Genomic DNA, 24,258 nt, shown 5'->3' with positions numbered 1-24,258 from the left:
GTATAATTAGATACCGTCGCCGTACTCAAACCCATGGCTAACCCCATTAAAATGCTGATCCATATCCAATGACGGCTTGTCACTTTCGGGTTTGCCGACAATGCGAGCGGGAACTCCGGCGGCAGTTGTGTGGGGTGGGACGGCCTGTAATACTACGGAGCCAGCACCAATTTTAGCGCCACGCCCGACTTCAATGTTCCCCAGAATTTTCGCCCCGGCACCAATCATGACACCTTCACGGATTTTCGGGTGGCGATCGCCACTGGTTTTGCCTGTGCCGCCCAGTGTCACGGATTGCAGGATGGATACGTCATTTTCGACCACTGCGGTTTCACCAATAACAATACCGGTGGCGTGGTCTAGCATGATGCCGCAACCAATGGTCGCTGCGGGGTGGATATCCACACCAAAAGCGACAGATACTTGATTTTGCAGGTAAATTGCGAGTGCTTTTCTATCTTGCGCCCACAACCAATGGCCAATGCGGTAAGCCTGCAAAGCATGAAAACCTTTCAGGTACAGCAATGGCGTAGAATATTTATCAACAGCAGGGTCGCGTAGTCGCACAGCCAAAATATCGCGCGCTGCGGAGACTATCATCTGTGCATCCATACGATAGGCATCTTCTACCACCTCACGGATTGCAATAGCTGGCATGATGGGATTAGCTAACTTATTTGCCAGAATATAGCTCAGCGCACTGCCTAAATTTTCATGCTTCAATAATGTCGCGTGAAAAAAACTCGCTAACATTGGTTCACACTCTGCCAGTGCTCTGGCTTCAGATTTAATGCTACTCCAGACCAGCTCTAACTCTTCTGACGACATTACCTACTCCTGCCCATAAACAAGCCACCTCGGGGAACGGCCGAAGCAACTCATACCCTCGTCAATAGAATCGCAACTCCTATGACGTTGGATATATCATTATTATTTTATTGCAGCCAACCAACCTAACCGATCAAATGCCGCTTTTTTCATCTTTTTTGCTGCGACCCAGCAAAGTCAGTGCCGCTTCGCGGGCATTTTTATGACAATACAGCACCTGATAAATTTGTTCGGTTATTGGCATCTCGACACCATAGCGCTGTGCTAAAGCCAAAACTTCCTTGGTATTGCGGTAACCTTCAACCACTTGACCAATTTTGTCCTGTGCTTCTTGTACGCCTAATCCCTGACCTAACATGATACCAAACCGGCGGTTACGGGACTGGTTATCGGTGCAGGTTAGCACCAAATCGCCTAACCCCGCCATGCCCATAAAGGTGGAGGGTTCAGCGCCTAATGCAGCACCCAAGCGGGTCATTTCTGCCAAACCACGGGTTATCAAGGCCGTACGGGCATTTGCGCCAAAGCCAATGCCATCGGACATGCCAGCACCAATCGCAATCACGTTTTTAACCGCGCCGCCCAGTTGTACCCCGATAAAATCAGGATTGCTGTAAACCCTAAAACTTTTATCACAGTGCAATAACTGTTGCAGGTCTTCACTAAATTGCGCATCAGTTGATGCCAGGGCAATCGCAGTGGGTAGACCGGCGGCCAGCTCTTTGGCAAAGGTTGGGCCGGAAACCACCGCCAGTGGGATACTTTCTCCGAGCACTTCTCGCGCCACATCCGCCAGCAATCGGCCGGTTTCTGCCTCAAGCCCTTTAGTCGCCCAGACAATGCGGGCATCGGGGCGTAAATGAGGTTTTAACTGATTTAAAACCGCCCCAAAGACATGGCTGGGCACGACCACCAGCACATCACGGCTGGCTGCCAGCGCACGTGCCAGGTCAGTTTCCAGTAGCAGAGTATCCGGGAAAGGTACATCGGGCAGGAAAGCTTGGTTACAGCGATCTTGTTGTAAAATCTGGATATGTTTGGGGTCATGACCCCATAACACAACTTGATGGCCATTACGCGCCAGCGTAATGGCTAATGCGGTGCCGTAAGATCCGGCACCGATTACAGTCATTGAAGCATGGGTGGTGTTCATCAGGCATCCTGACGTTGTTCAGCACCTTCGCCTTCAGCCTGCTGTTGCAAGTAGTTCATGAACAGAGCATCAAAGTTAACCGGTGCCAGATTCAACTGCGGGAAAGTACCGCGAGAAACCAAGCTGGTGATGCATTCACGGGCATACGGGAACAGAATGTTCGGGCAATATGCACCTAAACAATGCGCCAATTGGGTGCCGTCAATACCCGCGATGGAGAAGATGCCGCCTTGCTGTACTTCACACAGGAATGCAATTTCTTCGCCCAAAGAGGCCGTTACCGTCACACGCAGTACCACTTCATACACATCATCAGCCAGTTGGCTTGAAGCAGTATCAAGATCAAGTTTAACTTCTGGTTGCCAATCCTGCTGGAAAACCTGCGGAGCTTTTGGTGCTTCGAAGGAGATATCTTTGGTATAGATACGTTGGATCTGGAAAGCCATCTCGGTGTTATTTTGTTCTGACATGTGTCTAGATACCCTAAAGTTAGACGTCCTTTATTAAACAGCACAGCCGCCGTGGGTTCTTTCCATTAATATAATGGGCCCACTAACGAGTTAAAGCAGTGGGTCAAGCCCACCGCGCGCATCCAGGGCGTGTAAATCATCACAGCCACCGATATGCTGCCCATCAATAAATACCTGAGGCACTGTCGTCCGCCCGCTACGAGCAATCATCTCTTCACGTTTGTTCGGGTCATTATCAATGGCGATCTCATGGAAAGCAGCGCCTTTGCTGTTCAACAGTGCTTTAGCACGATGACAGAATGGGCAGGTTGCTTTGGTATAAATTTCAATCTTCGCCATATTGCACCTCAGTTAAATTAGTAATCTATTGATATGACTAGTTTTTATAAAACTTACTTGCCGCGTGCCAGTGGCAGATTTTCACCACTCCAACCCGCAATACCGTCTTTCAAGGTATACACTCGCTCAAAACCGGCTTTGTTTAGCAACTCGGCAGAGGCGCGAGAGGTTGTCCCTGTGGCACAAACTACAATAATAGGCTGCGCTTTATGCTTTTCCAACTCAGTCAAACTGCCGTTTTTAATGTCGGCCGGCAGCAAATTGATAGAACTGGCAATATGGCCCTTGCGGTAATCATCACGAGTGCGGATATCAACCACAACCGCATCTTCTTTATTAATCAAACGTGTCGCTTCGCCACGGGTAATCTCTTTCACTTTTGACAGTGTCGCTTTAAAGCTGGTGAAAATTACGGCGACGAACAACGCCACCCAAGCCAGACTCAACACTGGATGCAGGCTAATGAATTGCATAATTTCTTGCAACATGGGGGTAAAAACTCCCGTTAGTTAGGGGATAATATTCAAGGTCACAGAGTATACCTGCGCGTTGCGGCAAATACAGCCAATATGCAAGCGCTATTGCAGAAACTGCGAGCAATCTCGGGAAGTTTTATCACCGCTTTGATGATTTTTACGCAAAACCCCGCACCAATGTTGATCTCTTTGGGCTATTTTTAACCGGTTTTGTAGTAAATTACCGCCTTTGTACCGGGGCAGTACATATTTGAGTGTCGATAGCCGCGCATATCCAATTTGATGTTCGTGGCTATTTGACACTTCGATTTATATAAGAAAGAGGTTATGCAATGTCGAGCACGAAAAAACCACTGGTTCTGACTATTCTGGATGGCTACGGTCACCGCGAAGAACAGCAGGATAACGCCATTCTGAATGCCAAAACGCCCGTTATGGACCGTTTATGGCAGCAACAGCCTCACACCTTAATTGCCGCTTCAGGTCTGGCGGTCGGCCTGCCTGATGGCCAGATGGGTAATTCTGAAGTCGGTCACGTCAATTTGGGTGCTGGCCGTATTGTTTATCAGGATTTGACCCGCCTCGACAAAGAAATCAAAGACGGCGACTTTTTCACGAACCCAACACTGACTGCCGCCATTGATAACGCCGTAAAAGCAGGCAAAGCGGTTCATATTATGGGCCTGTTGTCTGCCGGTGGTGTTCACAGCCACGAAGACCACATTATGGCGATGGTTGAGTTGGCCGCCAAACGCGGTGCGACTGCTATTTATCTGCATGCATTCCTTGATGGACGTGACACCCCGCCGCGCAGTGCTGAATCATCACTGAAACGATTCACTGATAAATTTGCCGAGCTGGGTAAAGGCCGCATTGCCTCTATTATTGGCCGCTACTACGCGATGGATCGTGATAACCGCTGGGATCGTGTACAGCTGGCCTACGATTTGCTGACTCAGGCAAAAGGCGAGTTCACTGTCGATAACGCAGTTGCTGGTCTGCAAGCGGCTTATGCCCGTAATGAAAATGATGAATTCGTTAGACCGACTGTCATTAAAGCGGCTGGCGAACCCGATGCAGCGATGAACGACGGCGATGCATTAATCTTCATGAACTTCCGTGCTGACCGCGCCCGTCAAATCACCCGCACCTTTGTTAGTACCGATTTTGACGGATTCAAACGCGATAAAGTGGTTAACTTCGGCGATTTCGTGATGTTGACTGAATATGCTGCGGATATCAAAGTGGCTTGTGCTTACCCACCCGCATCACTGGAAAATACCTTCGGTGAGTGGTTAATGAAGCATGACAAAACTCAGTTGCGCATTTCGGAAACTGAAAAATATGCCCACGTCACTTTCTTCTATAACGGCGGCGTTGAAGAGCCATTTAAAGGTGAAGATCGCATTCTGATTAACTCACCAAAAGTTGCGACCTATGACCTGCAACCAGAAATGAGCTCCGCAGAACTGACTGAAAAATTGGTCGGGGCGATAGCTAGCGGTAAATATGATGTGATCATTTGTAACTATCCGAATGGCGATATGGTCGGCCATACCGGTGATTATGATGCTGCCGTGAAAGCAGTAGAAACACTGGATAATTGCATTGAACAAGTGGTTGCCGCGGTGAAAGCCGTTGATGGCCAATTGCTCATCACCGCCGACCACGGCAATGCTGAGCAGATGCGCGACCCGGCTACCGGTCAAGCACATACAGCCCATACCAGCCTGCCAGTCCCGCTGATTTACATCGGCAATAAAGACGTTAAAGCCGTTGAAGGCGGCAAGCTTTCAGACATCGCGCCAACCATGCTGTCACTGATGGAAATGGAAATCCCGCAAGAGATGACTGGTAAGCCGCTGTTCATCGTGGAATAATCCTTCGTTATGAAGGAAAAGGCATCATTTGCAATATCAATGGTTACGGAACATACCATCGCCGACAACAAAGACGCTCTTTCTGAGTTGTCGGGTCAAATGGTGCGTCGCCCGTGGTCAGCACTGTACGCCAGCGTTTTTTGCGCTGGCGTCCTGCTGTGCCCATTAGTTAGCAATGCAGCTGATGCCCCGGCGGCCGTGAAAACGGCAGAGAATAAAACCCAGCTGAAAACACTTCAGCAGGATATCGCCGAAAAAGAAAAAAGTGTTCAGCAACAAAAACAACAACGCAGTTCTTTACTCGATCAGCTCAAACAACAAGAGAATACCATTGCTCAGGCCAGCCGCAGCCTGCGCGAAACCCAAGGGACTCTGACTGAGTTAGACAAAGATATTTCCAGCCTCACCGCCTCTATTACAAAGCTACAAAGCAAACAATCTCAGCAGCAAGATATGCTGTCACAACAACTTGATGCCGCCTTTAAACAAGGCCAGCACAGTGGGTTAGCGCTGATTTTAAGTGGTGAAGAGAGCCAGCGCAGTGAGCGTATTTTGGCCTATTTCAGTTATCTCAATGAAGCTCGCCAACAATCTATTAAAGATTTAGAACAGACGCGTACCCACCTGTCTGCTGAGAAAAAAACGCTGGAACAAAAGAAAAATCAGCAAAAAACGTTGTTAGATGAGCAGAAAACGCAACAGCAAAAGCTGGAGCAAGCACGTACAGCACGCAAGCAAACCCTGACGTCGTTGGAGGCCTCGCTGGAGAAAGACCAGCAAGGTCTGGCTGAGTTAAAATTAAATGAATCGCGTCTGCGTGATCAAATCGCCAAAGCCGAGCGGGAAGCCAAAGCCCGTGCGGAACGGGAGGCCAAAGAAGCTGCCCGGGTACGCGAACAAGTCAAAGCCAAAGAACAACAAGCGAAGAAAACCGGTTCCAGTTATAAACCAAGTGAGGGTGAGCGCTCACTGATGGCCAGAACCGGTGGTCTGGGTCGCCCGGGGGGGCAAGCTGTCTGGCCTGTCCGTGGCAATGTCACCCATAGATTTGGCGAAGCTTTACAAGGTGAATTGCGCTGGAAAGGTATGGTTATTTCCGCGCCAGAAGGCAGTGAAGTTAAAGCTATTGCGGATGGGCGGGTGCTGTTGGCCGACTGGCTACAGGGCTACGGCTTAGTGGTGGTCGTCGAGCACGGCAAAGGGGATATGAGTTTATATGGCTACAACCAAAGCGCGCTGGTCAATGTGGGTGCGCAGGTGAAAGCAGGTCAGCCGATTGCTCTTGTTGGCACCAGTGGCGGTCAGGGCGAGCCATCACTTTATTTCGAAATCCGCCGTCAGGGGCAAGCTGTTAATCCGCAACCTTGGTTAGGAAGATAGAAACAACGTTAGGGAATACGATTTGCGCTATTTCAATACCCGTCGGTTTATCATAGTAAGCAGCCTACTCATCGCCAATGCCGCACAGGCGGGCAAACTTTCGATTGTTATTGATGACTTTGGTTATCGTCCCCAGAACGAAAACAAGATATTACAGATGCCATTGCCTATTTCAGTGGCAATTTTACCTAATGCCCCCTACGCCAGAGAAATGGCGGTCAAAGCCCATAATCAAGGGCGCGAAATTCTCATTCACTTACCAATGGCTCCGCTGAGCAAGCAGCCATTGGAGCGCGATACCTTGCAGCCATCAATGAGCAGCGAAGAGATTCAGCGCATTATTCGCCAGGCGGTGAATAACGTCCCTTATGCTACTGGGATGAATAATCATATGGGCAGCGCAATGACCTCCAGTTTGCCGGGGATGCAGAAAGTGATGCAGGTGCTGGAGCATTATCAGCTCTATTTTCTCGATAGCGTCACCATCGGGAATAGCCAGGCCAGCAACGCGGCACAAGGTACTGGTGTTAAAGTGATTAAGCGAAAAGTGTTTTTGGATGACTCGCAAAACGAAGCCGCCATCCGCCAGCAATTTACCCGCGCGGTAGAACTGGCGCGCCGTAATGGCTCGGCGATTGCAATCGGGCATCCGCATCCGTCCACAATAAAAGTGCTGCAACAGATGTTGCCCCAGTTGCCGTCTGATATCGTATTGGTTAAACCTAGCGCGCTGCTAAACGAACCGGTACACAACAATAGTGGCAGCGGCATCACCCCACCAGCCACATCAAAACCGCGTGATCCAGCCAAAGGTCAGCGCTTGAAAGTTATCAAGCAATGCAAACCTAAAGCCAGTTATGTGGCTGAGAAAATCTACGCCGATAAGATGTTTACTGTCTTAGGTGAGAGCCTGATGCAAAATCCGGCAGTGATATTTGTGCAGCAACATTGGCAGCAATACTTCCCGCCAACAGCACCAGTAGCTCCTGCTGAGAAACTGCAACCGAGTAGCCAAGACACCAATAAGCTAAAAACGGCAAGACCATAACTGACGCAATAAAGCGGGGCCGCCATCATCTGGCCGCCCCGTTTTTAATCCTGCAACTACCGGTTAGTGGTTCGGATTCACCGCTAATCCCTGTAGCTTCAAGTACGAAAGGGAGATTAATCCCAGCTTAACACCACTTTACCAGAGCGACCCGAGCGCATCTCATCAAAGCCTTTTTGGAAGTCATCGATAGAGAATCGGTGGGTGATAATGGGGGTTAGATCCAAGCCAGATTGAATCAGCGCCGCCATTTTGTACCAGGTTTCAAACATCTCACGGCCATAAATCCCTTTGATAAACAGCCCTTTGAAAATCACCTGATTCCAGTCGATAGACATATCAGATGGCGGTATTCCCAGCATTGCAATACGACCACCGTGATTCATTGAGTTAAGTAATGTGCGGAAAGCTGGCGGCGCACCAGACATTTCTAGCCCCACATCAAAACCTTCTGTCATGCCCAGTTCCGCCATAACATCATTCAGGTTTTCTTTACTGACATTAACCGCCCGGGTCACACCCATTTTGCGAGCCAGATCCAGCCGATATTCATTCACGTCAGTGATAACCACATGGCGAGCACCAACATGCTTACACACTGCTGCCGCCATGATGCCAATCGGGCCAGCACCGGATACCAATACATCTTCCCCAACTAAATCAAAGGATAATGCGGTGTGTACCGCATTGCCGAAGGGGTCAAAAATAGCGGCTAGCTCGTCAGAGATATTGTCGGGAATTTTGAAAGCATTAAATGCAGGAATAACCAGATACTCGGCAAAAGACCCTGGACGGTTCACACCCACACCGACGGTGTTGCGGCAAAGATGGGTACGGCCACCGCGGCAATTACGGCAATGCCCGCAAGTAATATGGCCTTCGCCTGACACCCGGTCACCAATATTAAAGCCTTTAACTTCCTGACCAATGGCGACAACTTCGCCCACATATTCGTGACCGACCACCATTGGGACAGGAATAGTTTTTTGTGACCATTCATCCCAGTTATAGATATGCACATCAGTGCCGCAAATAGCCGTTTTGCGAATTTTGATCATGATGTCGTTGTGGCCCAGCTCTGGCTGCGGCACATCGGTCATCCAAATACCTTCTTCTGCTTTCAGTTTGGACAGTGCTTTCATGAAATCCCTTACTTAATAACGTTAAGCTGTTTACCAATACGCACGAAGGCTTCAACAGCCCGCTCGACCTGTTCTGGCGTGTGATCTGCCGACATCTGGGTGCGAATTCGCGCCTGACCTTTCGGCACCACTGGATAGAAGAAACCAGTGACGTAAATACCTTCTTTTAGTAATGCATTGGCAAACTCTTGCGCTAATGTCGCGTCGCCCAGCATGACAGGGATAATGGCGTGATCTGCACCGGCTAAGGTGAAACCCGCCGCACTCATTTTTTCGCGGAATAAACGCGCATTCGCCCATAAACGATCGCGCAGCTCGGCACCGTCTTCCAATAGCGATAACACTTCAATTGAAGCGGCAACAATTGCTGGAGCTAATGAGTTTGAGAATAAATAGGGCCGTGAGCGCTGGCGCAGCCACTCAACCACTTCTTTACGCGCGGCGGTATAACCGCCCGATGCACCGCCGAGCGCCTTGCCTAAGGTACCGGTGATAATATCTACGCGATCCATAACTTCGCAGTATTCATGAGTCCCACGGCCATTGGCACCCACAAAACCTACTGCATGGGAGTCATCGACCATCACCAATGCCTGATACTCATCGGCCAAATCACAAACACCTTTTAGGTTGGCAATGACCCCATCCATTGAGAACACACCGTCCGTGGCTACCATAATATGGCGCGCGCCGTCGGCTTTGGCTTGTTCTAGCTGCTCTCTCAGCTCGTTCATGTCATTGTTCGCATAACGATAACGCTTGGCTTTACATAACCGCACGCCATCGATGATAGAAGCATGATTCAGCGCATCGGAAATAATCGCGTCTTCTGGCCCCAGCAGGGTTTCAAACAGACCGCCATTCGCATCAAAACAAGAGGAATAAAGAATGGCATCTTCCATGCCGAGGAAGCTGGCCAGCTTCTGTTCCAGCTCTTTATGGGTATCTTGGGTACCACAAATAAAACGCACTGAAGCCATGCCAAAGCCATGGGTATCCATGCCTTTTTTGGCCGCTGCAATCAGTCGCGGATGGTTTGCCAGACCCAAGTAGTTATTGGCGCAGAAATTAATTACATGGCGACCATCAGCCACTGCAATATCCGCTTGTTGGGCGGAGGTAATAATCCGTTCGTTTTTATACAGCCCTTCAGCACGAGTAGTTTTGAGTTGTTGTTCTAATTGCTGATAAAACGGGTTTCCATCAAAAGAAGGCAGGGACATTCGGTTATCTCCAAGATTGGCAGTTTCGCCCTACATTTTACTGCTTGATGGCTGAACTGACGAGAAACCTTGTCTGATATTATAAAAAATGCAGCACATATCACGGTGAACAATCCTAAACCTGCATCGAAACGTTGAGATTAATCCCTTTCGGCTGTGCGCTATCCTATGAAATGTTATGATAACGACAAATTAGTGTGGGGCATTGTGCCCGACCAAGAAGATTAGCAAGGGTGAACCTGATGATTATCGTCACTGGCGGCGCCGGTTTTATTGGCAGCAATATCGTTAAGGCACTGAATAATATCGGTTATAAAGATATTTTGGTTGTAGACAATCTGAAAGACGGCACCAAATTCGTCAATCTGGTTGATCTGGATATCGCTGATTACATGGATAAAGAAGATTTTGTCGCCAGCATTGTCGCCGGTGATGATATGGGTGATATCGACGCGATTTTCCACGAAGGTGCTTGTTCTTCCACCACCGAGTGGGATGGCAAGTATATGATGGATAACAACTATCAGTACTCAAAAGATATCCTGCACTTCTGTCTGGATCGCAGCATTCCGTTCCTATATGCCTCATCTGCTGCCACCTATGGCGGCCGTACTGATAACTTCATTGAAGATCGTCAATACGAACAGCCACTTAACGTTTACGGTTATTCTAAATTCCTGTTTGATCAGTATGTGCGTGAAATCCTGCCGCAAGCTGAATCACAGATTTGTGGATTCCGTTACTTCAACGTTTATGGCCCACGTGAAGGCCACAAAGGCAGCATGGCCAGCGTTGCCTTCCACCTGAATAACCAGATCAATGCGGGTGAAAACCCTAAATTGTTCTCTGGCAGTGAAAATTTCAAACGCGATTTCATCTATGTGGGTGATGTGGCTGACGTTAATCTGTGGTTCTGGCAAAACAGCGTATCTGGCATTTTCAACTGCGGTACCGGCCGTGCAGAATCCTTCCAGGCTGTTGCCGATGCCGTGGTGGATTTCCACCACAGCGGGCCTGTGGAATACATTGAATTCCCAGAAAAACTGAAAGGCCGCTATCAGGCATATACGCAAGCTGACCTGACTAATTTGCGTGCTGCCGGTTATGACAAGCCATTCAAAACTGTCGCTGAAGGCGTCAAAGAATATCTGACCTGGCTTAATCGCTCAGTCTAAATCACTTGCTGCAAGGAATTGATAAACGGTATGAAAATACTGGTCATCGGCCCTTCTTGGGTTGGCGATATGATGATGTCGCAAAGTCTTTACCGCACCCTGAAGGCCGAATATCCGGCAGCAGATATTGATGTGATGGCGCCCGCGTGGTGCCGTCCACTTTTGGCCAGAATGCCCGAGGTGCGCCATGCCGTCCCGATGCCATTAGGCCACGGGGTTTTTGCTTTTGAGGAGCGTCGCCGCTTGGGTCTGGCATTACGTGAGGCCGGTTATGATCGCGCTTACGTGTTACCAAACTCATTTAAATCCGCCCTAATCCCTTATTTTTCAGGTATTAAGCAGCGGACTGGCTGGCGTGGCGAAATGCGCTACTTCTTGCTCAATGACATGCGCATATTGGATAAACACGCCTTCCCAATGATGGTTCAGCGCTATGTTGCACTGGCTTATGATAAAGAGCGTATCCATTCAGCCGAAGATTTACCGCAACCTTTGCTCTGGCCACAATTGCAGGTTCAGGATGAAGAGATTGCAGAGGTGACCGCCTCATTTAATCTGTCCGACAGCCGCCCTATTATTGGATTCTGCCCAGGTGCAGAGTTTGGCCCAGCAAAACGCTGGCCACATTATCACTATGCTACATTGGCCCAGAAACTGATTGCTGCTGGCTATCGCGTCATCTTATTGGGTTCTGCCAAAGATAATGAAGCCGGGGAAGAAATCCGCCAGGCACTCGACGAAAACGAGCGCGAATATTGCCTCAATTTGGCAGGTCAGACTTCGTTGGATCAAGCCGTGGTAATGATAGCCGCCTGTAATGCCGTGGTAAGTAATGACTCTGGCTTGATGCATGTCGCGGCGGCATTAAATAAACCATTAGTGGCCTTATATGGCCCAAGTAGCCCGGACTTTACGCCACCGCTGTCTGATAAAGCCACCGTCATTCGCCTGATTACCGGCTATCACAAAGTGCGTAAAGGCGACAGCGCACAGGGTTATCACCAGAGTTTGATTGATATCCAACCTGAACAAGTGATGGCGGCCCTGGAAACACAGTTATCCGTAGCTAAAAATGTTGCCGCATTGAACAGTGCTGTCAGTGAGGCCGATTAATGCATGTATTGATCGTTAAAACCTCTTCAATGGGCGACGTTTTGCATACGCTGCCCGCGCTGACAGATGCAATGCATGCCATTCCCGGCATTCGTTTTGATTGGGTGGTGGAAGAAGGATTCAGCCAAATCCCTAGTTGGCATCCGGCGGTGGACAACGTGCTCCCGGTGGCAATCCGCCGCTGGCGTAAAAATTGGTTTGGTAGTGATACTCGCCAAGAACGCTGTGATTTTAAACGTGTCGTACAGCAACGCAGTTATGATGTGGTGATTGATGCCCAGGGGCTAATTAAAAGCGCCGCGCTGATTACCCGCATCGCCAAAGGGGTCAAACATGGCCCTGATTGCAAAAGCGCCCGCGAGCCCTTTGCCAGTTGGTTTTATAACTGCCGCCATGAGATTGACACCAAACTGCACGCCGTTGAACGCATACGCCAACTGTTTGCCATGAGCCTCGGTTATAGCAAACCTGAAAACCAGGGCGAATATGCTATTGCAGCACGTTTTTTAAACCAGCTACCCGCCGATGCCGGTCAGTATCTGGTTTTCCTGCATGCAACCACGCGTGATAGCAAGCATTGGCCTGAAAGCCACTGGCTAAAATTGATTGAGCTGGTCGCCCCCACAGGTTTAAAAATAAAATTACCCTGGGGTGCGGAACATGAATATCAACGCGCTTTGCGGTTAGCTGCTGATTTTCCTCATGTTGAAGTTTTGCCTAAACTCAGTCTTCAACAAGTAGCCGAAGTTCTGGCAGGGGCAAAAGCGGTCGTTTCTGTCGATACTGGCCTGAGCCATCTGACCGCAGCACTGGATCGCCCCAACATTACCCTGTACGGCCCCACTGATCCGGGTTTGATTGGCGGCTATGGGAAAAACCAGATTGCCGTTATTTCTGAGCAAAAAAGCATGAGCAGTATTACAGCTGAAGCTATCATGGCGCGATTGGAAAAACTGATTTCATAAAACGCCTTTATTCCCAGTGACGTTATGTGCGATTAGAAAATCTGTAAGCCCTATTTAGGGTGTCATAACAATAGGCTCTGCTAATTATCAGAGCCTATTGCTGTCTGCTTGTCATTGTTAAGTATCGCTAATGAATTATTTAAGTTATTAACAGGTTCAGTTAATTAGCATTTGTCTAATAACAATTTGTTGTTTGGCACCAGAACCCAATAATTACTCAATACAATTCCAATCAAATTTAACCTTGATGAGCCGATGATAAAACGCTAAAAAATATGAAATTATCAGTTAAATATGTTTCAAATAAGTAATCTGATGGTATCTATGGTTGTAGCGTTAATTACACTAAGAATTGATGGTAATTAACCTTATTCCAAAACGAGAAAATTCAATTTTTTGACCTCTAATTTGTTGAAAGTTTATATGCTTTTTTGGGGATGGACTGCCCCTCTGCTGGTTATAGGGCGGCCCCAGCCGAAAAGAGCCTTTCTTGTTCAACTATGGTATTATTCTTAATAATCTATATAAGTGAAATTGATAGAATGTTGCTGCGTTTATATCAGGTATTACTGTACCTTATTCAACCTCTGATTTGGCTGCGGTTGCTGTTGCGTAGCCGTAAAGCTCCCGCTTATCGCAAGCGCTGGGGAGAACGCTATGGTTTTTGTGCCGGTAAAGTGGTTGCTGGCGGCATCATGCTGCATTCAGTTTCAGTAGGTGAAACACTGGCTGCTATCCCATTAGTTAGAGCATTGCGTCACCGCTATCCATCATTACCCATTACTGTGACCACCATGACCCCAACCGGTTCTGAGCGAGTCCAGTCGGCTTTTGGTAAAGATGTTCACCACGTTTATCTTCCTTACGACCTTCCAGGTTCAGTTAATCGTTTTCTTGATCAGGTCAATCCCAAGCTGGTCATCATCATGGAAACAGAACTGTGGCCAAACCTTATCAATGCACTGTATCGCCGCAAAATACCCTTAGTGATTGCCAATGCGCGTCTTTCTGCTCGCTCGGCTGCCGGTTATAAAAAAATCGGGACGTTCATGCGCAATATGTTGCAGCGGATAACACTGATTGCCGCGCAAAATCAAGAAGATGGCGATCGTTTTATCGAGTTAGGCCTCAAGCGCTCGCAACTGACCGTCACCGGCAGTCTGAAATTCGATATATCCGTAACTCCTGAATTAGCCGCCAGAGCCATTACATTACGTCGGCAATGGGCACCGCATCGCCCCGTCTGGATTGCCACCAGCACGCATGACGGCGAAGAAACCATTTTGCTTGAAGCCCATCGGCAATTATTGCAAAGCTTCCCGACACTGTTGCTGATACTGGTACCTCGTCACCCCGAACGCTTCCCGAAAGCGGTTGAATTAACACAGAAAGCAGGGCTAAGTTACACGCTGCGTAGCAAAGGAGAAATCCCGTCTACCACCACACAAGTGGTGATTGGCGATACTATGGGCGAACTGATGCTGCTCTACGGCATTGCCGATTTAGCTTTTGTTGGTGGGAGCCTGGTTGAACGAGGGGGTCATAACCCACTGGAAGCCGCAGCCCACGCTATCCCTGTGCTGATGGGGCCACATACGTTTAACTTTAAAGACATCTGTGCCAAGCTGGAACAGGCTGAAGGGTTAATTACCGTAACCGATACCCAGACACTGGTGAAAGAAATCACCCAATTGCTGACGGACGAAGATTGCCGCCTCTATTATGGCCGCCATGCCGTTGATGTATTGCATGAAAATCAGGGCGCGTTACAACGGTTATTACACCTGCTGGAGCCTTACCTGCCGCAACGGAGCCACTAAATGAGTGCCAGAAAACGCCTGTCAGTGGTGATGATTGCCAAAAATGAAGCTTCGCTACTGGCAGATTGTTTAGCATCAGTAGCTTGGGCTGATGAAATAGTGGTATTGGATTCAGGTAGTGAAGATGAAACCATCGCACTAGCTCAACAATATGGCGCGAAAGTGTACAGCAATACTCAGTGGCCCGGTTATGGTAAACAGCGGCAATTAGCTCAGCAATATGCCACCGGCGAATATATCTTGATGCTAGATGCTGATGAGCGGGTCACGCCAGAGCTTAAAACGGCGATTGAAGCTGTCTTGTTAGCGCCAGTAGAAGGCGCGGTTTATAGCTGTGCGCGACGCAATCTGTTTTTAGGCCGATTTATGCGCCACAGTGGCTGGTATCCCGATAGAGTCACTCGGTTGTATCCACACCACCAATACCGCTACAACGACGATTTAGTTCATGAATCGCTCGAGTGTGGCTCAGCTAAAGTTATTCCGTTAACGGGTGATTTACTGCACCTGACTTGCCGTGACTTCTTTGTTTTCCAACGTAAACAACTCAACTATGCCCAAGCATGGGCGGAACAGCGCCATCAACAAGGCAAAAGCTGCAGCTATTTTTCTATTCTCAGCCATACTCTCGGGGCATTTTGTAAGACATGGCTATTCCGTGCCGGCTTCCTCGATGGTAAACAAGGGCTATTGTTGGCGGTCGTAAACGCGCAATATACCTTCAATAAATATGCGGCTCTGTGGGCACTGAGCCATCAATATCAGAAAAGCGAGGCCTCATGACCACTAAAGCCATCTATCCCGGGACATTTGATCCTATTACTAATGGGCATTTGGATTTGGTCACCCGCGCCTCAGAAATGTTTAGCCACGTAATTTTGGCTATCGCGGATAGCTCCAGTAAAAAACCCATGTTTACTCTGGCCGAGCGGGTAGCATTAGCGCAAACAGTGACTGCGCCACTGAAGAATGTTGAGGTCTTGGGATTCAGCGAACTGATGGCAGAATTTGCTAAAAAGCAGGATGCGAATATTTTAGTGCGCGGTTTGCGGTCAGTCTCTGATTTCGAGTATGAATGGCAACTGGCAAATATGAACCGTCACCTAATGCCAAAACTGGAAAGTGTCTTCCTGATGCCATCAGAAAAGTGGTCGTTTATCTCATCCTCACTGGTGAAAGAAGTGGCGCGCCACGGCGGGGACATCTCGCCATTTCTTCCAGCTCCCGTCACCAAAGCACTCATGGCTAAACTGGGCAGATAAGATTAATGCTGGCAGTGGCGGCAAAAGAATGTGCTGCGCTGCCCATGTTTTGCAATTTCGACCAAATGCCCACACTGACGACAAGGTTCCCCCGCTCGCCCATAAACCTGCAACTCTTGAGCAAAGTAACCCGGCTTGCCATCTGACTGTAAAAAGTCGCGTAATGTCGTGCCGCCCTGCTCAATAGAATGTAATAACACCGCTTTTATCGTCGCTACCAATCGTGTAATTTCAGATTCTGTCAACGAACCGGCAGCACGATCAGGCAAAATCCTTGCGGTAAACAAAGATTCACTGGCGTAAATATTGCCAACACCCACCACGACTTTGTTATCCATCAACCACTGTTTAATGACAGTGCGTTTGTTGCGCGACTTTTCAAACAAATATTCAGCCGTAAAGTCATCACTTAATGGCTCTGGCCCTAAGTGTGCGAGTACATTACTGGTTTCAAGGTCTTTCGCCCATAACCAGGCACCAAAGCGGCGTGGGTCGGTATAGCGCAGTATCTTGCCATTACTTATCACCAAATCGACGTGATCATGTTTTTCTGCTTCAGTTTCTGAAGATAAAATGCGCAAACTGCCTGACATCCCCAGATGCACAATAATCCAGCCGGTTTTAAGCTCTATCAGCAAGTACTTCGCCCGACGCTGGACACTTAATACGGGTTGGTCACTCAGCGAGAGAATTTCTTCAGACACTGGCCAGCGTAAACGAGCATTTCTGACCACCGCATAGAGAATGGTTTGGCCGACAAGATAAGGTTCGATTCCACGTCGGCTGGTTTCAACTTCTGGTAATTCAGGCATTTAACCTCCCTAAATGTATCTCACTGGGCTTTATATAATAAAAAACCCGGCCGAAGCCGGGTTTTATTAATCCACTAAAATCAAAATTATTTGATTTTAGCTTCTTTATAGATCACGTGTTGACGGACAACTGGATCGAATTTCTTCAATTCCAATTTTTCCGGCTTAGTACGCTTGTTCTTCGTAGTGGTATAGAAGTGACCAGTACCAGCAGAAGAAACTAGCTTGATCTTCTCGCGAACACCTTTAGCCATGATTCAGTTCCTTAATACTTCTCACCGCGGGCACGAAGTTCGGCCAAGACCGTTTCGATACCCTTCTTATCAATAACACGCATACCTTTAGCAGATACACGCAAAGTTACAAAGCGCTTCTCGCCCTCAACCCAAAAACGGTGAGAGTGAAGGTTCGGCAGAAAACGGCGTTTGGTCGCGTTCATTGCGTGGGAACGGTTGTTACCGCTCACCGGGCGCTTGCCAGTAACTTGGCAGACTCGGGACATGTCTATTCTCCAAAAATCAAATCAGCTCGAGCTTCGTATAGGATTTGGCCGCCTCGTCAGGCTTTAGAGCCCATCTCAGCAAATTCACTGAGAAGACTCACTGTCATCAGGTCAGAAACCCCTGTCACCAGGCTATAAACCTGCTGAGATAGGCTCTTCACGCCAAACCCAAGATTCTCAAAGGTGGCGTAGTATACGCTCTGAAGCGTAAGTGCTCAAGTCCCGAACAGCTAAAGATCCCGAAAGGATCAATTATTATTTAGCTAAAGCCATCCGCGTTCGGCAAATGAGACACATTCACCCCGTCCAACAACCAAATGGTCGAGCACCCGAATATCTAATAATGAACAGGCTTTTACAACCTGTGTGGTCATCAAACGGTCGGCTTGGCTCGGTTCAGCCTTACCCGAAGGGTGATTATGCGCCAGAATCAGCGCAGCGGCATTAACCTTCAGCGCTTCACGCACAATTTCCCTCGGATGGACTTCTACACTGCTGATGGTACCAGTAAACATCTCCTCATGGCGAATAACACGATGCTGGTTATCCAAAAACATAACTAAAAAAACCTCTCTTTCGCGTTGAGAAAGAATATTTTGCAGAAATTTTTGGGTTATATCGGGATTTAGCATGACACTTTCTCTCATCAGCCGAGATGAAAAGCAGCGACTCGCTAATTCTGCAATAGCCTGAATCTGGCTGTATTTCGAAACGCCAATCCCTTTTTTTGTACATAATGCCGAATAATCTGCAGAGACCAACCCCTGAAGCGAACCAAACTCTTTAATCAAATATTCGGCCATTTTCATGACATGCATGCCGGGAATACCCGTGCGCAGAAAAATAGCGAGCAACTCGGAGTCTGTCAGCACGGCTGCGCCATATTTCAGTAATTTCTCCCTTGGGGCCACCTGCCCATACCATTCATCCATCCCTTGGCTCCTGTTATCCCAAAACAGCACGGGCAGCATGCCTGAAGGCTTTGAGGCTGACGACCACAGGGTTAATAGCATGCGCAGCGTCTCGCAAAATTTGATATTGGTAGCATCCGGATATGCCCCGATAGCTAATCTGCTCTGCGGTTATGCTAAAATATCGCCTCTTACGGCTTTCATTCGGACAATCATGATGACGGGACTTTCCGGCAAACATATTGTGCTCGGGATTAGCGGGGGCATTGCCGCGTATAAATCTCCTGAGCTGGTACGCCGCTTGCGCGACAGAGGCGCAGATGTGCGCGTGGTTATGACCAGCGCGGCCAAAGCGTTTATTACGCCGCTCACGTTGCAGGCGGTCTCGGGCTATCCCGTCTCTGATGATTTACTCGATCCCGCAGCAGAAGCCGCTATGGGCCATATTGAGCTGGGTAAATGGGCTGATTTAGTTATTATGGCTCCGGCTACAGCGGATTTACTGGCCAGAGTCGCTGCCGGCATGGCAAACGACCTGCTGACCACCGTTTGTCTGGCAACTGCGGCCCCGGTGGCAGCGGTGCCCGCCATGAATCAACAGATGTACCGCGCGGTGGCGACACAAGCAAACCTGCAGACGCTGGCCAAGCGCGGAATGTTATTGTGGGGGCCGGGAAGTGGCAGTCAGGCTTGTGGCGATATTGGCCCAGGTAGAATGCTAGACCCGCTGGAAATTGTCGCGCTGGCGGAAGATTATTTTGCTACCAAACAAGACCTGCAACATTTGAGTGTCATGATTACCGCCGGGCCAACACGGGAAGCACTTGATCCGGTACGCTTTATCAGTAATCAAAGTTCGGGCAAGATGGGATTCGCGATTGCTCAAGCGGCCGCAGCCCGAGGTGCAAATGTGACTCTGGTTGCCGGGCCGGTGACTCTCCCAACACCGGCGGGTGTTAAGCGCATCGATGTTGTCAGTGCGCTTGAGATGCAGCAAACAGTCCAAAGCTTAGCGGCCCAGCAGAATATTTTTATTTCTTGTGCTGCGGTTGCGGATTACCGCGCCGAGCAAGTTGCTGACGAGAAAATAAAAAAACAGGGCGATGAAATTACCCTTAAATTGGTGAAAAACCCAGATATTGTCGCGGGAGTCGCTTCGATGGCTAAAAATCGTCCATTTGTTGTTGGATTTGCTGCCGAAACCCAGAATGTGGAAGAATACGCGCGACAAAAATTAGCGCGAAAGAAACTGGATCTTATTTGCGCTAATGATGTATCGCTCGCAGAGCATGGTTTTAACAGTGATACTAATGCCTTGCACCTTTTTTGGCCGACGGGAGAGAAACGCTTACCGCTTAGCGATAAACACCTCCTCAGCCAGTATTTAATAGACGAGATTGTCAGCCGTTATGATGAAAAAAATCGACATTAAAATTCTAGACCCACGTGTTGGCAATGAATTTCCTTTACCAACTTATGCCACTGAAGGCTCTGCTGGCTTGGATTTACGAGCTTGCTTGAGTGAAGCCGTTGATTTACAACCAGGGCAAACAACCTTGTTGCCAACTGGCCTGGCGATACATATCGGCGATAGCGCGCTGGCGGCAGTTATTTTGCCACGTTCAGGGCTGGGGCATAAACACGGGGTGGTATTAGGTAATCTGGTCGGGCTTATTGACTCTGATTATCAAGGTCAGTTGATGGTATCCGTTTGGAACCGCGGTCAACAACCTTTCACTATTGAACCTGGCGAACGTATCGCACAGATGGTGTTTGTCCCTGTTGTGCAGGCAGAATTCAATCTGGTTGAAGATTTTGACCAAAGCGAACGTGGTACCGGTGGTTTTGGTCATTCTGGGCGCCAATAACCAACCCTAGACCTTAATACCGTAAAAAAGCTATCACATAAGCCGCCGGGGCTTAGCCTTAGTGCGGCCGGTATTTTGGTTTTTGTTATTAAGTCATTTTTAGCAAGGGTCTACTCGGACATGGCAGAAAAAGAAAATACCAAAAGGAACAGGCGCGAGGAAATCTTGCAGGCTTTAGCACAAATGCTGGAATCCAGCGATGGCAGCCAACGCATTACTACCGCCAAACTCGCCGCTAATGTAGGGGTTTCTGAAGCAGCGCTTTATCGGCATTTCCCCAGCAAAACGCGAATGTTTGATAGCCTGATCGAGTTTATTGAAGACAGTCTGATGTCCCGCATCAATTTGATTCTGCAAGATGAAAAAGAGACATTTAATCGCCTGCGGCTGATCTTACTGCTGGTATTAGGGTTTGCAGAACGAAATCCAGGATTAACCCGCATCATGACCGGGCATGCACTGATGTTTGAACAAGACCGCTTGCAAGGGCGAATTAACCAGCTATTTGAACGTATTGAAGTGCAGTTACGCCAGGTTCTGCGCGAGAAAAAACTACGCGATGGGCAAGGTTTTATCCATGATGAAGCCCTGCTGGCGACACAATTGCTGGCCTTTTGCGAAGGGATGCTCTCACGTTTTGTTCGGTCAGAGTTTCGCTATCGACCAACACAAGAATTTGATGCTCGCTGGCCGCTAATTGTGGCGCAACTACAATAATTCGCTAGAAATGAGGTTGATGACAAACCGATATTTTCAGTTTCGTGTCTGTCGGGGCAACTGTACCTAAGGGCGCGGCGGCCGCTTACGTGGCTACAACCTATTCGGCACATTCCGCCTCCAATCAACTTTGTCAGCAGTCTAAATGCAAAAAGGGCTTTTAAACCCTTTTTGCATTAATTCATTAGCCTGACCTAAACGCCGTATTGCTCACGATAATTGCGTACGGCTGCCAAATGGTTGGTCATTTCTGGTTTTTCTTCCAAATAACTAATGACATCATTCAGCGTCACAATAGAAATTACTTTGCAGTGGTAATCGCGCTCAACTTCCTGAATTGCAGAGATTTCACCACGGCCACGTTCCTGACGATCCAATGAAATCATTACTCCGGCCAATGTGGCACCCTGAGCATTGATAATCTCCATTGATTCGCGAATAGCAGTGCCAGCGGTTATCACATCATCAACGAGCATGACTCGACCTTGTAGCGGGCTCCCCACCAAACTGCCACCTTCGCCGTGATCTTTCGCTTCTTTGCGGTTAAAACAATAAGGCAGATCGCGGCCATGATGCTCCGCCAGAGCAACAGCAGTAGTGGTTGCAATAGGAATGCCTTTATAGGCTGGCCCGAACAAGAGGTCGAATTCGACACCACAATCCATTAATGCCGCAGCATAAAAGCGCCCGAGTTTTGCCAGATCAAGCCCAGTATTGAACAACCCTGCATTAAAGAAATAAGGACTAACACGCCCAGACTTCAGGGTAAATTCGCCGAACTTCAACACCTGTTTGTTAAGCGCAAACTCGATAAAATCGCGCTGATAGGCTTTCATTGGTACTTCTCCTCTCACAGATTGTGACTGCTTTCGTTAATCACTTTGTTTAGTAATTTGGTACACCGCAAACCTGATTCACCGCAGCTATCTATACGTGAACACAATGAATCTTTGGTTAGCAGGCAAAAAAAAGGCGACTATCAAGTCGCCTAAATCAATTATTGTTCCAACGCCGCCTTCTGCGCCAGGAAGATAGTCTCTATCCCTCCCCGGGCCAAATCTAGCAACGCCAGTAACTCTTCGTGGCTGAAGGGTTCGCCCTCAGCGGTGCCTTGCACCTCAATCATCCGGCCATCTTCCATCATGACCACATTCATGTCAGTTTCTGCCGCTGAGTCCTCTACATACTCCAGATCGCAAAGGGCTTCACCTTTAACAATACCAACAGAAACCGCAGCAACTAGCCCTTTCATCGGGTTAGCTTTCAATTTGCCACTCGCAACCAGTTTATTCAGTGCATCAGCCAACGCAACACAAGCGCCACTGATTGAGGCGGTGCGGGTGCCACCATCAGCCTGCAATACATCGCAGTCTAAGGTAATGGTGAACTCACCAAGTTTTTTTAAATCCACAGCTGCGCGTAAAGAGCGCGCAATCAGGCGTTGGATTTCTAAAGTACGGCCGCCTTGTTTGCCTTTTGCGGCTTCGCGGGCATTTCGGCTGTGGGTAGCACGTGGCAACATGCCATATTCAGCTGTTATCCAGCCTTGCCCCTGGCCTTTCAGAAAGCGCGGAACCCCCTCTTCAACCGTGGCGGTGCACAATACTTTGGTATCGCCAAATTCAACCAACACTGAACCTTCAGCGTGTTTCGTGTAATTACGGGTCAGGGTCAATGGGCGGACTTGTTGTGCTGCTCGGTCTGCTGGACGCATGGGCTTTCTCCGGCTTTAAATCGATATTGGTCGCGCATTATACGGCCTTAGTGATGTAATGCCTATCCTGCCTGCGCCTGCGAGGCTATAATCCCTGCATCTTTTCTTTAAAACGGGTACGCACAATGATCCGCAGCATGACCGCCTACGCCCGGCGTGACATTAAGGGTGAATGGGGTAGCGCAGCCTGGGAGCTGCGTTCCGTTAACCAACGCTACTTAGAAACTTATATTCGCTTACCAGAACAGTTCCGCAGCCTGGAGCCGGTAATTCGCGAACGCATCCGTGGCCGCTTAACTCGCGGCAAGATTGAATGCCACCTGCGGTTTGAACTGGATGCCAGCGCACAAAGCTCTTTGATCCTCAATGAAAAACTGGCAAAACAACTAGTTGAAGCCGGTAACTGGGTCAAAATGCAAAGTGACGAAGGCGAAATCAATCCGGTCGATATTCTGCGCTGGCCAGGCGTTATGGCCGCAGAAGAACAAGATTTGGATGTCATCAGTACTGAACTGATGCAGGCACTGGATATCGTGCTGGATGACTTTATCGTTTCCCGCGAAACTGAAGGTGCGGCACTAAAAACACTGATTGAGCAGCGCCTTGATGGCGTTAGCGCAGAAGTAGTTAAGGTTCGTGCACACATGCCAAACATCTTGCAATGGCAACGTGAGCGGCTGTTAAGTAAGTTGGAAGAAGCTCAGGTTCAACTGGAAAATACGCGTCTGGAACAGGAATTGGTGCTGATGGCACAGCGTGTTGATGTCGCTGAAGAGCTGGATCGTCTGGAAGCGCATGTCAAAGAAACACACAATATTCTGAAGAAGAAAGAAGCCGTTGGCCGCCGCCTTGATTTTATGATGCAGGAATTCAACCGCGAGTCGAACACCCTGGCATCAAAATCTATTAATGCTGAAGTCACCAATTCAGCCATTGAGCTGAAAGTGCTTATCGAGCAAATGCGCGAACAGATTCAGAATATCGAATAAAGCTTCCGCAAGGTAATATTACAAGATATCTTTAAAGCCCGTTTTACGGGCTTTTTCAATCCAGTCACCCTGTAAAATAGCCTGGTTCTAGGTGAAAACCTTTACCAAAGGATTCTTCTGGCACTGAACTAATTTCAAAACAAAACGGTGCTGGAAAACACGAAAAACATCCCATTGCTCGCCCTTTTTGCTATTAGTCAGGATAAATATATCGTAACGATTTAAACCTAATACATACTTCTTGCCGATAATTTAATATTTAAATAAAAGGAAATTTTTACTCAGTGTCGATGCCATTGATGGCGACATTAGTTCCCATATTGGCTTGAGATGATAGTTATCATATTCAAAATAAAATTCCCAGATTACTTACCTTTTACATATTCTTGCCATTAACCCGCTAATCACCCCACATTTCTCTGCTTATGCTCGTTAGTAAAGCGTTCATCATCTTTCCTTTACTCATTTTAA

The 24,258-nt window shown here is 48.4% G+C and carries 26 protein-coding genes; 13 read left to right on the top strand and 13 right to left on the bottom strand.

From position 1 onward, the window contains the following. Nucleotides 1–6 precede the first annotated feature (6 nt). The 5 genes from cysE to YROHD0001_RS10270 form a co-directional block, all read right to left on the bottom strand. Nucleotides 7–828, bottom strand: a complete 822-nt coding sequence (gene cysE / locus YROHD0001_RS10255; protein WP_004714394.1) for a serine O-acetyltransferase — start codon at nt 826–828, stop codon at nt 7–9. Between the two features lie 133 nt (nt 829–961). Beyond that, nucleotides 962–1,981, bottom strand: coding sequence for an NAD(P)H-dependent glycerol-3-phosphate dehydrogenase (gpsA, locus tag YROHD0001_RS10260; protein WP_004714393.1), 1,020 nt, complete (start codon nt 1,979–1,981; stop codon nt 962–964). Further along, a complete protein-coding gene (gene secB, locus YROHD0001_RS0117760) occupies nt 1,981–2,451 on the bottom strand; it encodes a protein-export chaperone SecB (protein WP_032816700.1) in 471 nt (156 codons plus the stop codon). The genes gpsA and secB overlap by 1 nt, the downstream gene beginning before the upstream one ends. A gap of 90 nt (nt 2,452–2,541) precedes the next feature. Then, nucleotides 2,542–2,790 carry a glutaredoxin 3 gene (gene grxC, locus YROHD0001_RS10265; RefSeq protein WP_004714392.1) on the bottom strand — a complete coding sequence of 83 codons (249 nt, stop codon included), beginning with the start codon at nt 2,788–2,790 and terminating at the stop codon, nt 2,542–2,544. Nucleotides 2,791–2,843: 53 nt separating this feature from the next. Further along, nucleotides 2,844–3,278: a rhodanese-like domain-containing protein gene (locus YROHD0001_RS10270; protein ID WP_004714391.1), complete on the bottom strand. Its 435-nt coding sequence runs from the start codon at nt 3,276–3,278 to the stop codon at nt 2,844–2,846. 320 nt (nt 3,279–3,598) lie between these two features. Between YROHD0001_RS10270 and gpmM the strand changes: the two genes are divergently transcribed. The 3 genes from gpmM to YROHD0001_RS10285 are packed head-to-tail and all read left to right on the top strand — an operon-like array spanning nt 3,599 to nt 7,574. After that, a complete protein-coding gene (gpmM, locus tag YROHD0001_RS10275) occupies nt 3,599–5,146 on the top strand; it encodes a 2,3-bisphosphoglycerate-independent phosphoglycerate mutase (protein WP_004714390.1) in 1,548 nt (515 codons plus the stop codon). A gap of 9 nt (nt 5,147–5,155) precedes the next feature. After that, the gene (gene envC / locus YROHD0001_RS10280; protein ID WP_032816698.1) at nt 5,156–6,526 is read left to right on the top strand and encodes a murein hydrolase activator EnvC; all 1,371 of its coding nucleotides are present in this window, start codon (nt 5,156–5,158) and stop codon (nt 6,524–6,526) included. A 22-nt stretch (nt 6,527–6,548) separates the two neighbouring features. Then, entirely contained in the window at nt 6,549–7,574 is a 1,026-nt protein-coding gene (locus tag YROHD0001_RS10285) for a divergent polysaccharide deacetylase family protein (RefSeq protein ID WP_004714388.1), read from the top strand. Between the two features lie 116 nt (nt 7,575–7,690). Here the strand turns inward: YROHD0001_RS10285 and tdh are convergent, their stop codons facing one another. Then, nucleotides 7,691–8,716: an L-threonine 3-dehydrogenase gene (tdh, locus tag YROHD0001_RS10290; RefSeq protein ID WP_004714387.1), complete on the bottom strand. Its 1,026-nt coding sequence runs from the start codon at nt 8,714–8,716 to the stop codon at nt 7,691–7,693. An 8-nt stretch (nt 8,717–8,724) separates the two neighbouring features. Beyond that, the gene (gene kbl, locus YROHD0001_RS10295; protein ID WP_004714386.1) at nt 8,725–9,939 is read right to left on the bottom strand and encodes a glycine C-acetyltransferase; all 1,215 of its coding nucleotides are present in this window, start codon (nt 9,937–9,939) and stop codon (nt 8,725–8,727) included. Nucleotides 9,940–10,181: 242 nt separating this feature from the next. Between kbl and rfaD the strand changes: the two genes are divergently transcribed. From rfaD to coaD, 6 genes are all read left to right on the top strand, one after another. Further along, nucleotides 10,182–11,114, top strand: coding sequence for an ADP-glyceromanno-heptose 6-epimerase (gene rfaD, locus YROHD0001_RS10300; protein ID WP_032816697.1), 933 nt, complete (start codon nt 10,182–10,184; stop codon nt 11,112–11,114). Between the two features lie 30 nt (nt 11,115–11,144). After that, on the top strand, nt 11,145–12,227 hold the full coding sequence (rfaF, locus tag YROHD0001_RS10305) for an ADP-heptose--LPS heptosyltransferase RfaF (protein ID WP_004714384.1): 1,083 nt from the start codon (nt 11,145–11,147) through the stop codon (nt 12,225–12,227). Continuing rightward, complete coding sequence (rfaC, locus tag YROHD0001_RS0117755) at nt 12,227–13,192, top strand: lipopolysaccharide heptosyltransferase RfaC (RefSeq protein ID WP_032816696.1); 966 nt, start codon at nt 12,227–12,229, stop codon at nt 13,190–13,192. The genes rfaF and rfaC overlap by 1 nt, the downstream gene beginning before the upstream one ends. A gap of 542 nt (nt 13,193–13,734) precedes the next feature. Next, a complete protein-coding gene (waaA, locus tag YROHD0001_RS10310) occupies nt 13,735–15,012 on the top strand; it encodes a lipid IV(A) 3-deoxy-D-manno-octulosonic acid transferase (RefSeq protein WP_004714383.1) in 1,278 nt (425 codons plus the stop codon). Then, nucleotides 15,013–15,795, top strand: coding sequence for a glycosyltransferase family 2 protein (locus YROHD0001_RS10315; RefSeq protein ID WP_004714382.1), 783 nt, complete (start codon nt 15,013–15,015; stop codon nt 15,793–15,795). Continuing rightward, a complete protein-coding gene (gene coaD, locus YROHD0001_RS10320) occupies nt 15,792–16,274 on the top strand; it encodes a pantetheine-phosphate adenylyltransferase (RefSeq protein WP_032816693.1) in 483 nt (160 codons plus the stop codon). Before YROHD0001_RS10315 ends, coaD begins: the two co-directional genes overlap by 4 nt. A gap of 2 nt (nt 16,275–16,276) precedes the next feature. Here coaD and mutM read toward each other — a convergent pair whose 3' ends face one another. The 4 genes from mutM to radC all read right to left on the bottom strand — a co-directional run bounded on the left by mutM (nt 16,277) and on the right by radC (nt 18,520). After that, complete coding sequence (mutM, locus tag YROHD0001_RS10325; protein WP_004714380.1) at nt 16,277–17,086, bottom strand: bifunctional DNA-formamidopyrimidine glycosylase/DNA-(apurinic or apyrimidinic site) lyase; 810 nt, start codon at nt 17,084–17,086, stop codon at nt 16,277–16,279. 86 nt (nt 17,087–17,172) lie between these two features. Next, nucleotides 17,173–17,340 carry a 50S ribosomal protein L33 gene (gene rpmG, locus YROHD0001_RS0117750; protein WP_004392084.1) on the bottom strand — a complete coding sequence of 56 codons (168 nt, stop codon included), beginning with the start codon at nt 17,338–17,340 and terminating at the stop codon, nt 17,173–17,175. Between the two features lie 11 nt (nt 17,341–17,351). Further along, complete coding sequence (gene rpmB / locus YROHD0001_RS0117745) at nt 17,352–17,588, bottom strand: 50S ribosomal protein L28 (protein ID WP_032816691.1); 237 nt, start codon at nt 17,586–17,588, stop codon at nt 17,352–17,354. A 263-nt stretch (nt 17,589–17,851) separates the two neighbouring features. Next, a complete protein-coding gene (radC, locus tag YROHD0001_RS10330) occupies nt 17,852–18,520 on the bottom strand; it encodes a RadC family protein (protein ID WP_032816690.1) in 669 nt (222 codons plus the stop codon). A gap of 193 nt (nt 18,521–18,713) precedes the next feature. Here radC and coaBC point away from each other — a divergent pair, with 193 nt between their 5' ends. The 3 genes from coaBC to slmA all read left to right on the top strand — a co-directional run bounded on the left by coaBC (nt 18,714) and on the right by slmA (nt 21,084). Beyond that, nucleotides 18,714–19,931 (top strand): bifunctional phosphopantothenoylcysteine decarboxylase/phosphopantothenate--cysteine ligase CoaBC, encoded by a 1,218-nt coding sequence (coaBC, locus tag YROHD0001_RS10335; protein ID WP_004714378.1) that lies wholly within the window; start codon nt 18,714–18,716, stop codon nt 19,929–19,931. After that, a complete protein-coding gene (gene dut / locus YROHD0001_RS10340; RefSeq protein WP_032816689.1) occupies nt 19,909–20,367 on the top strand; it encodes a dUTP diphosphatase in 459 nt (152 codons plus the stop codon). Before coaBC ends, dut begins: the two co-directional genes overlap by 23 nt. A gap of 120 nt (nt 20,368–20,487) precedes the next feature. Further along, a complete protein-coding gene (gene slmA, locus YROHD0001_RS10345; protein WP_004714376.1) occupies nt 20,488–21,084 on the top strand; it encodes a nucleoid occlusion factor SlmA in 597 nt (198 codons plus the stop codon). Between the two features lie 194 nt (nt 21,085–21,278). On the opposite strand, the gene pyrE is transcribed toward slmA, so the two are convergent. Together pyrE and rph are read right to left on the bottom strand one after the other, a co-directional pair. Continuing rightward, nucleotides 21,279–21,920, bottom strand: a complete 642-nt coding sequence (gene pyrE / locus YROHD0001_RS10350) for an orotate phosphoribosyltransferase (protein WP_004714375.1) — start codon at nt 21,918–21,920, stop codon at nt 21,279–21,281. 161 nt (nt 21,921–22,081) lie between these two features. Beyond that, complete coding sequence (rph, locus tag YROHD0001_RS10355) at nt 22,082–22,798, bottom strand: ribonuclease PH (RefSeq protein WP_004714374.1); 717 nt, start codon at nt 22,796–22,798, stop codon at nt 22,082–22,084. Nucleotides 22,799–22,923: 125 nt separating this feature from the next. On the opposite strand from rph, the gene YROHD0001_RS10360 reads away from it, so the two are divergent. Next, nucleotides 22,924–23,787, top strand: coding sequence for a YicC/YloC family endoribonuclease (locus YROHD0001_RS10360; protein WP_004714373.1), 864 nt, complete (start codon nt 22,924–22,926; stop codon nt 23,785–23,787). The last annotated feature ends 471 nt before the right edge of the window (nt 23,788–24,258 follow it).

Source organism: Yersinia rohdei ATCC 43380, from assembly GCF_000173775.1.
Classification (GTDB): Bacteria; Pseudomonadota; Gammaproteobacteria; order Enterobacterales; family Enterobacteriaceae; genus Yersinia; species Yersinia rohdei.
Note: the sequence above shows the minus strand (reverse complement) of the source record. Positions and strands in the feature narration are given on the sequence as shown.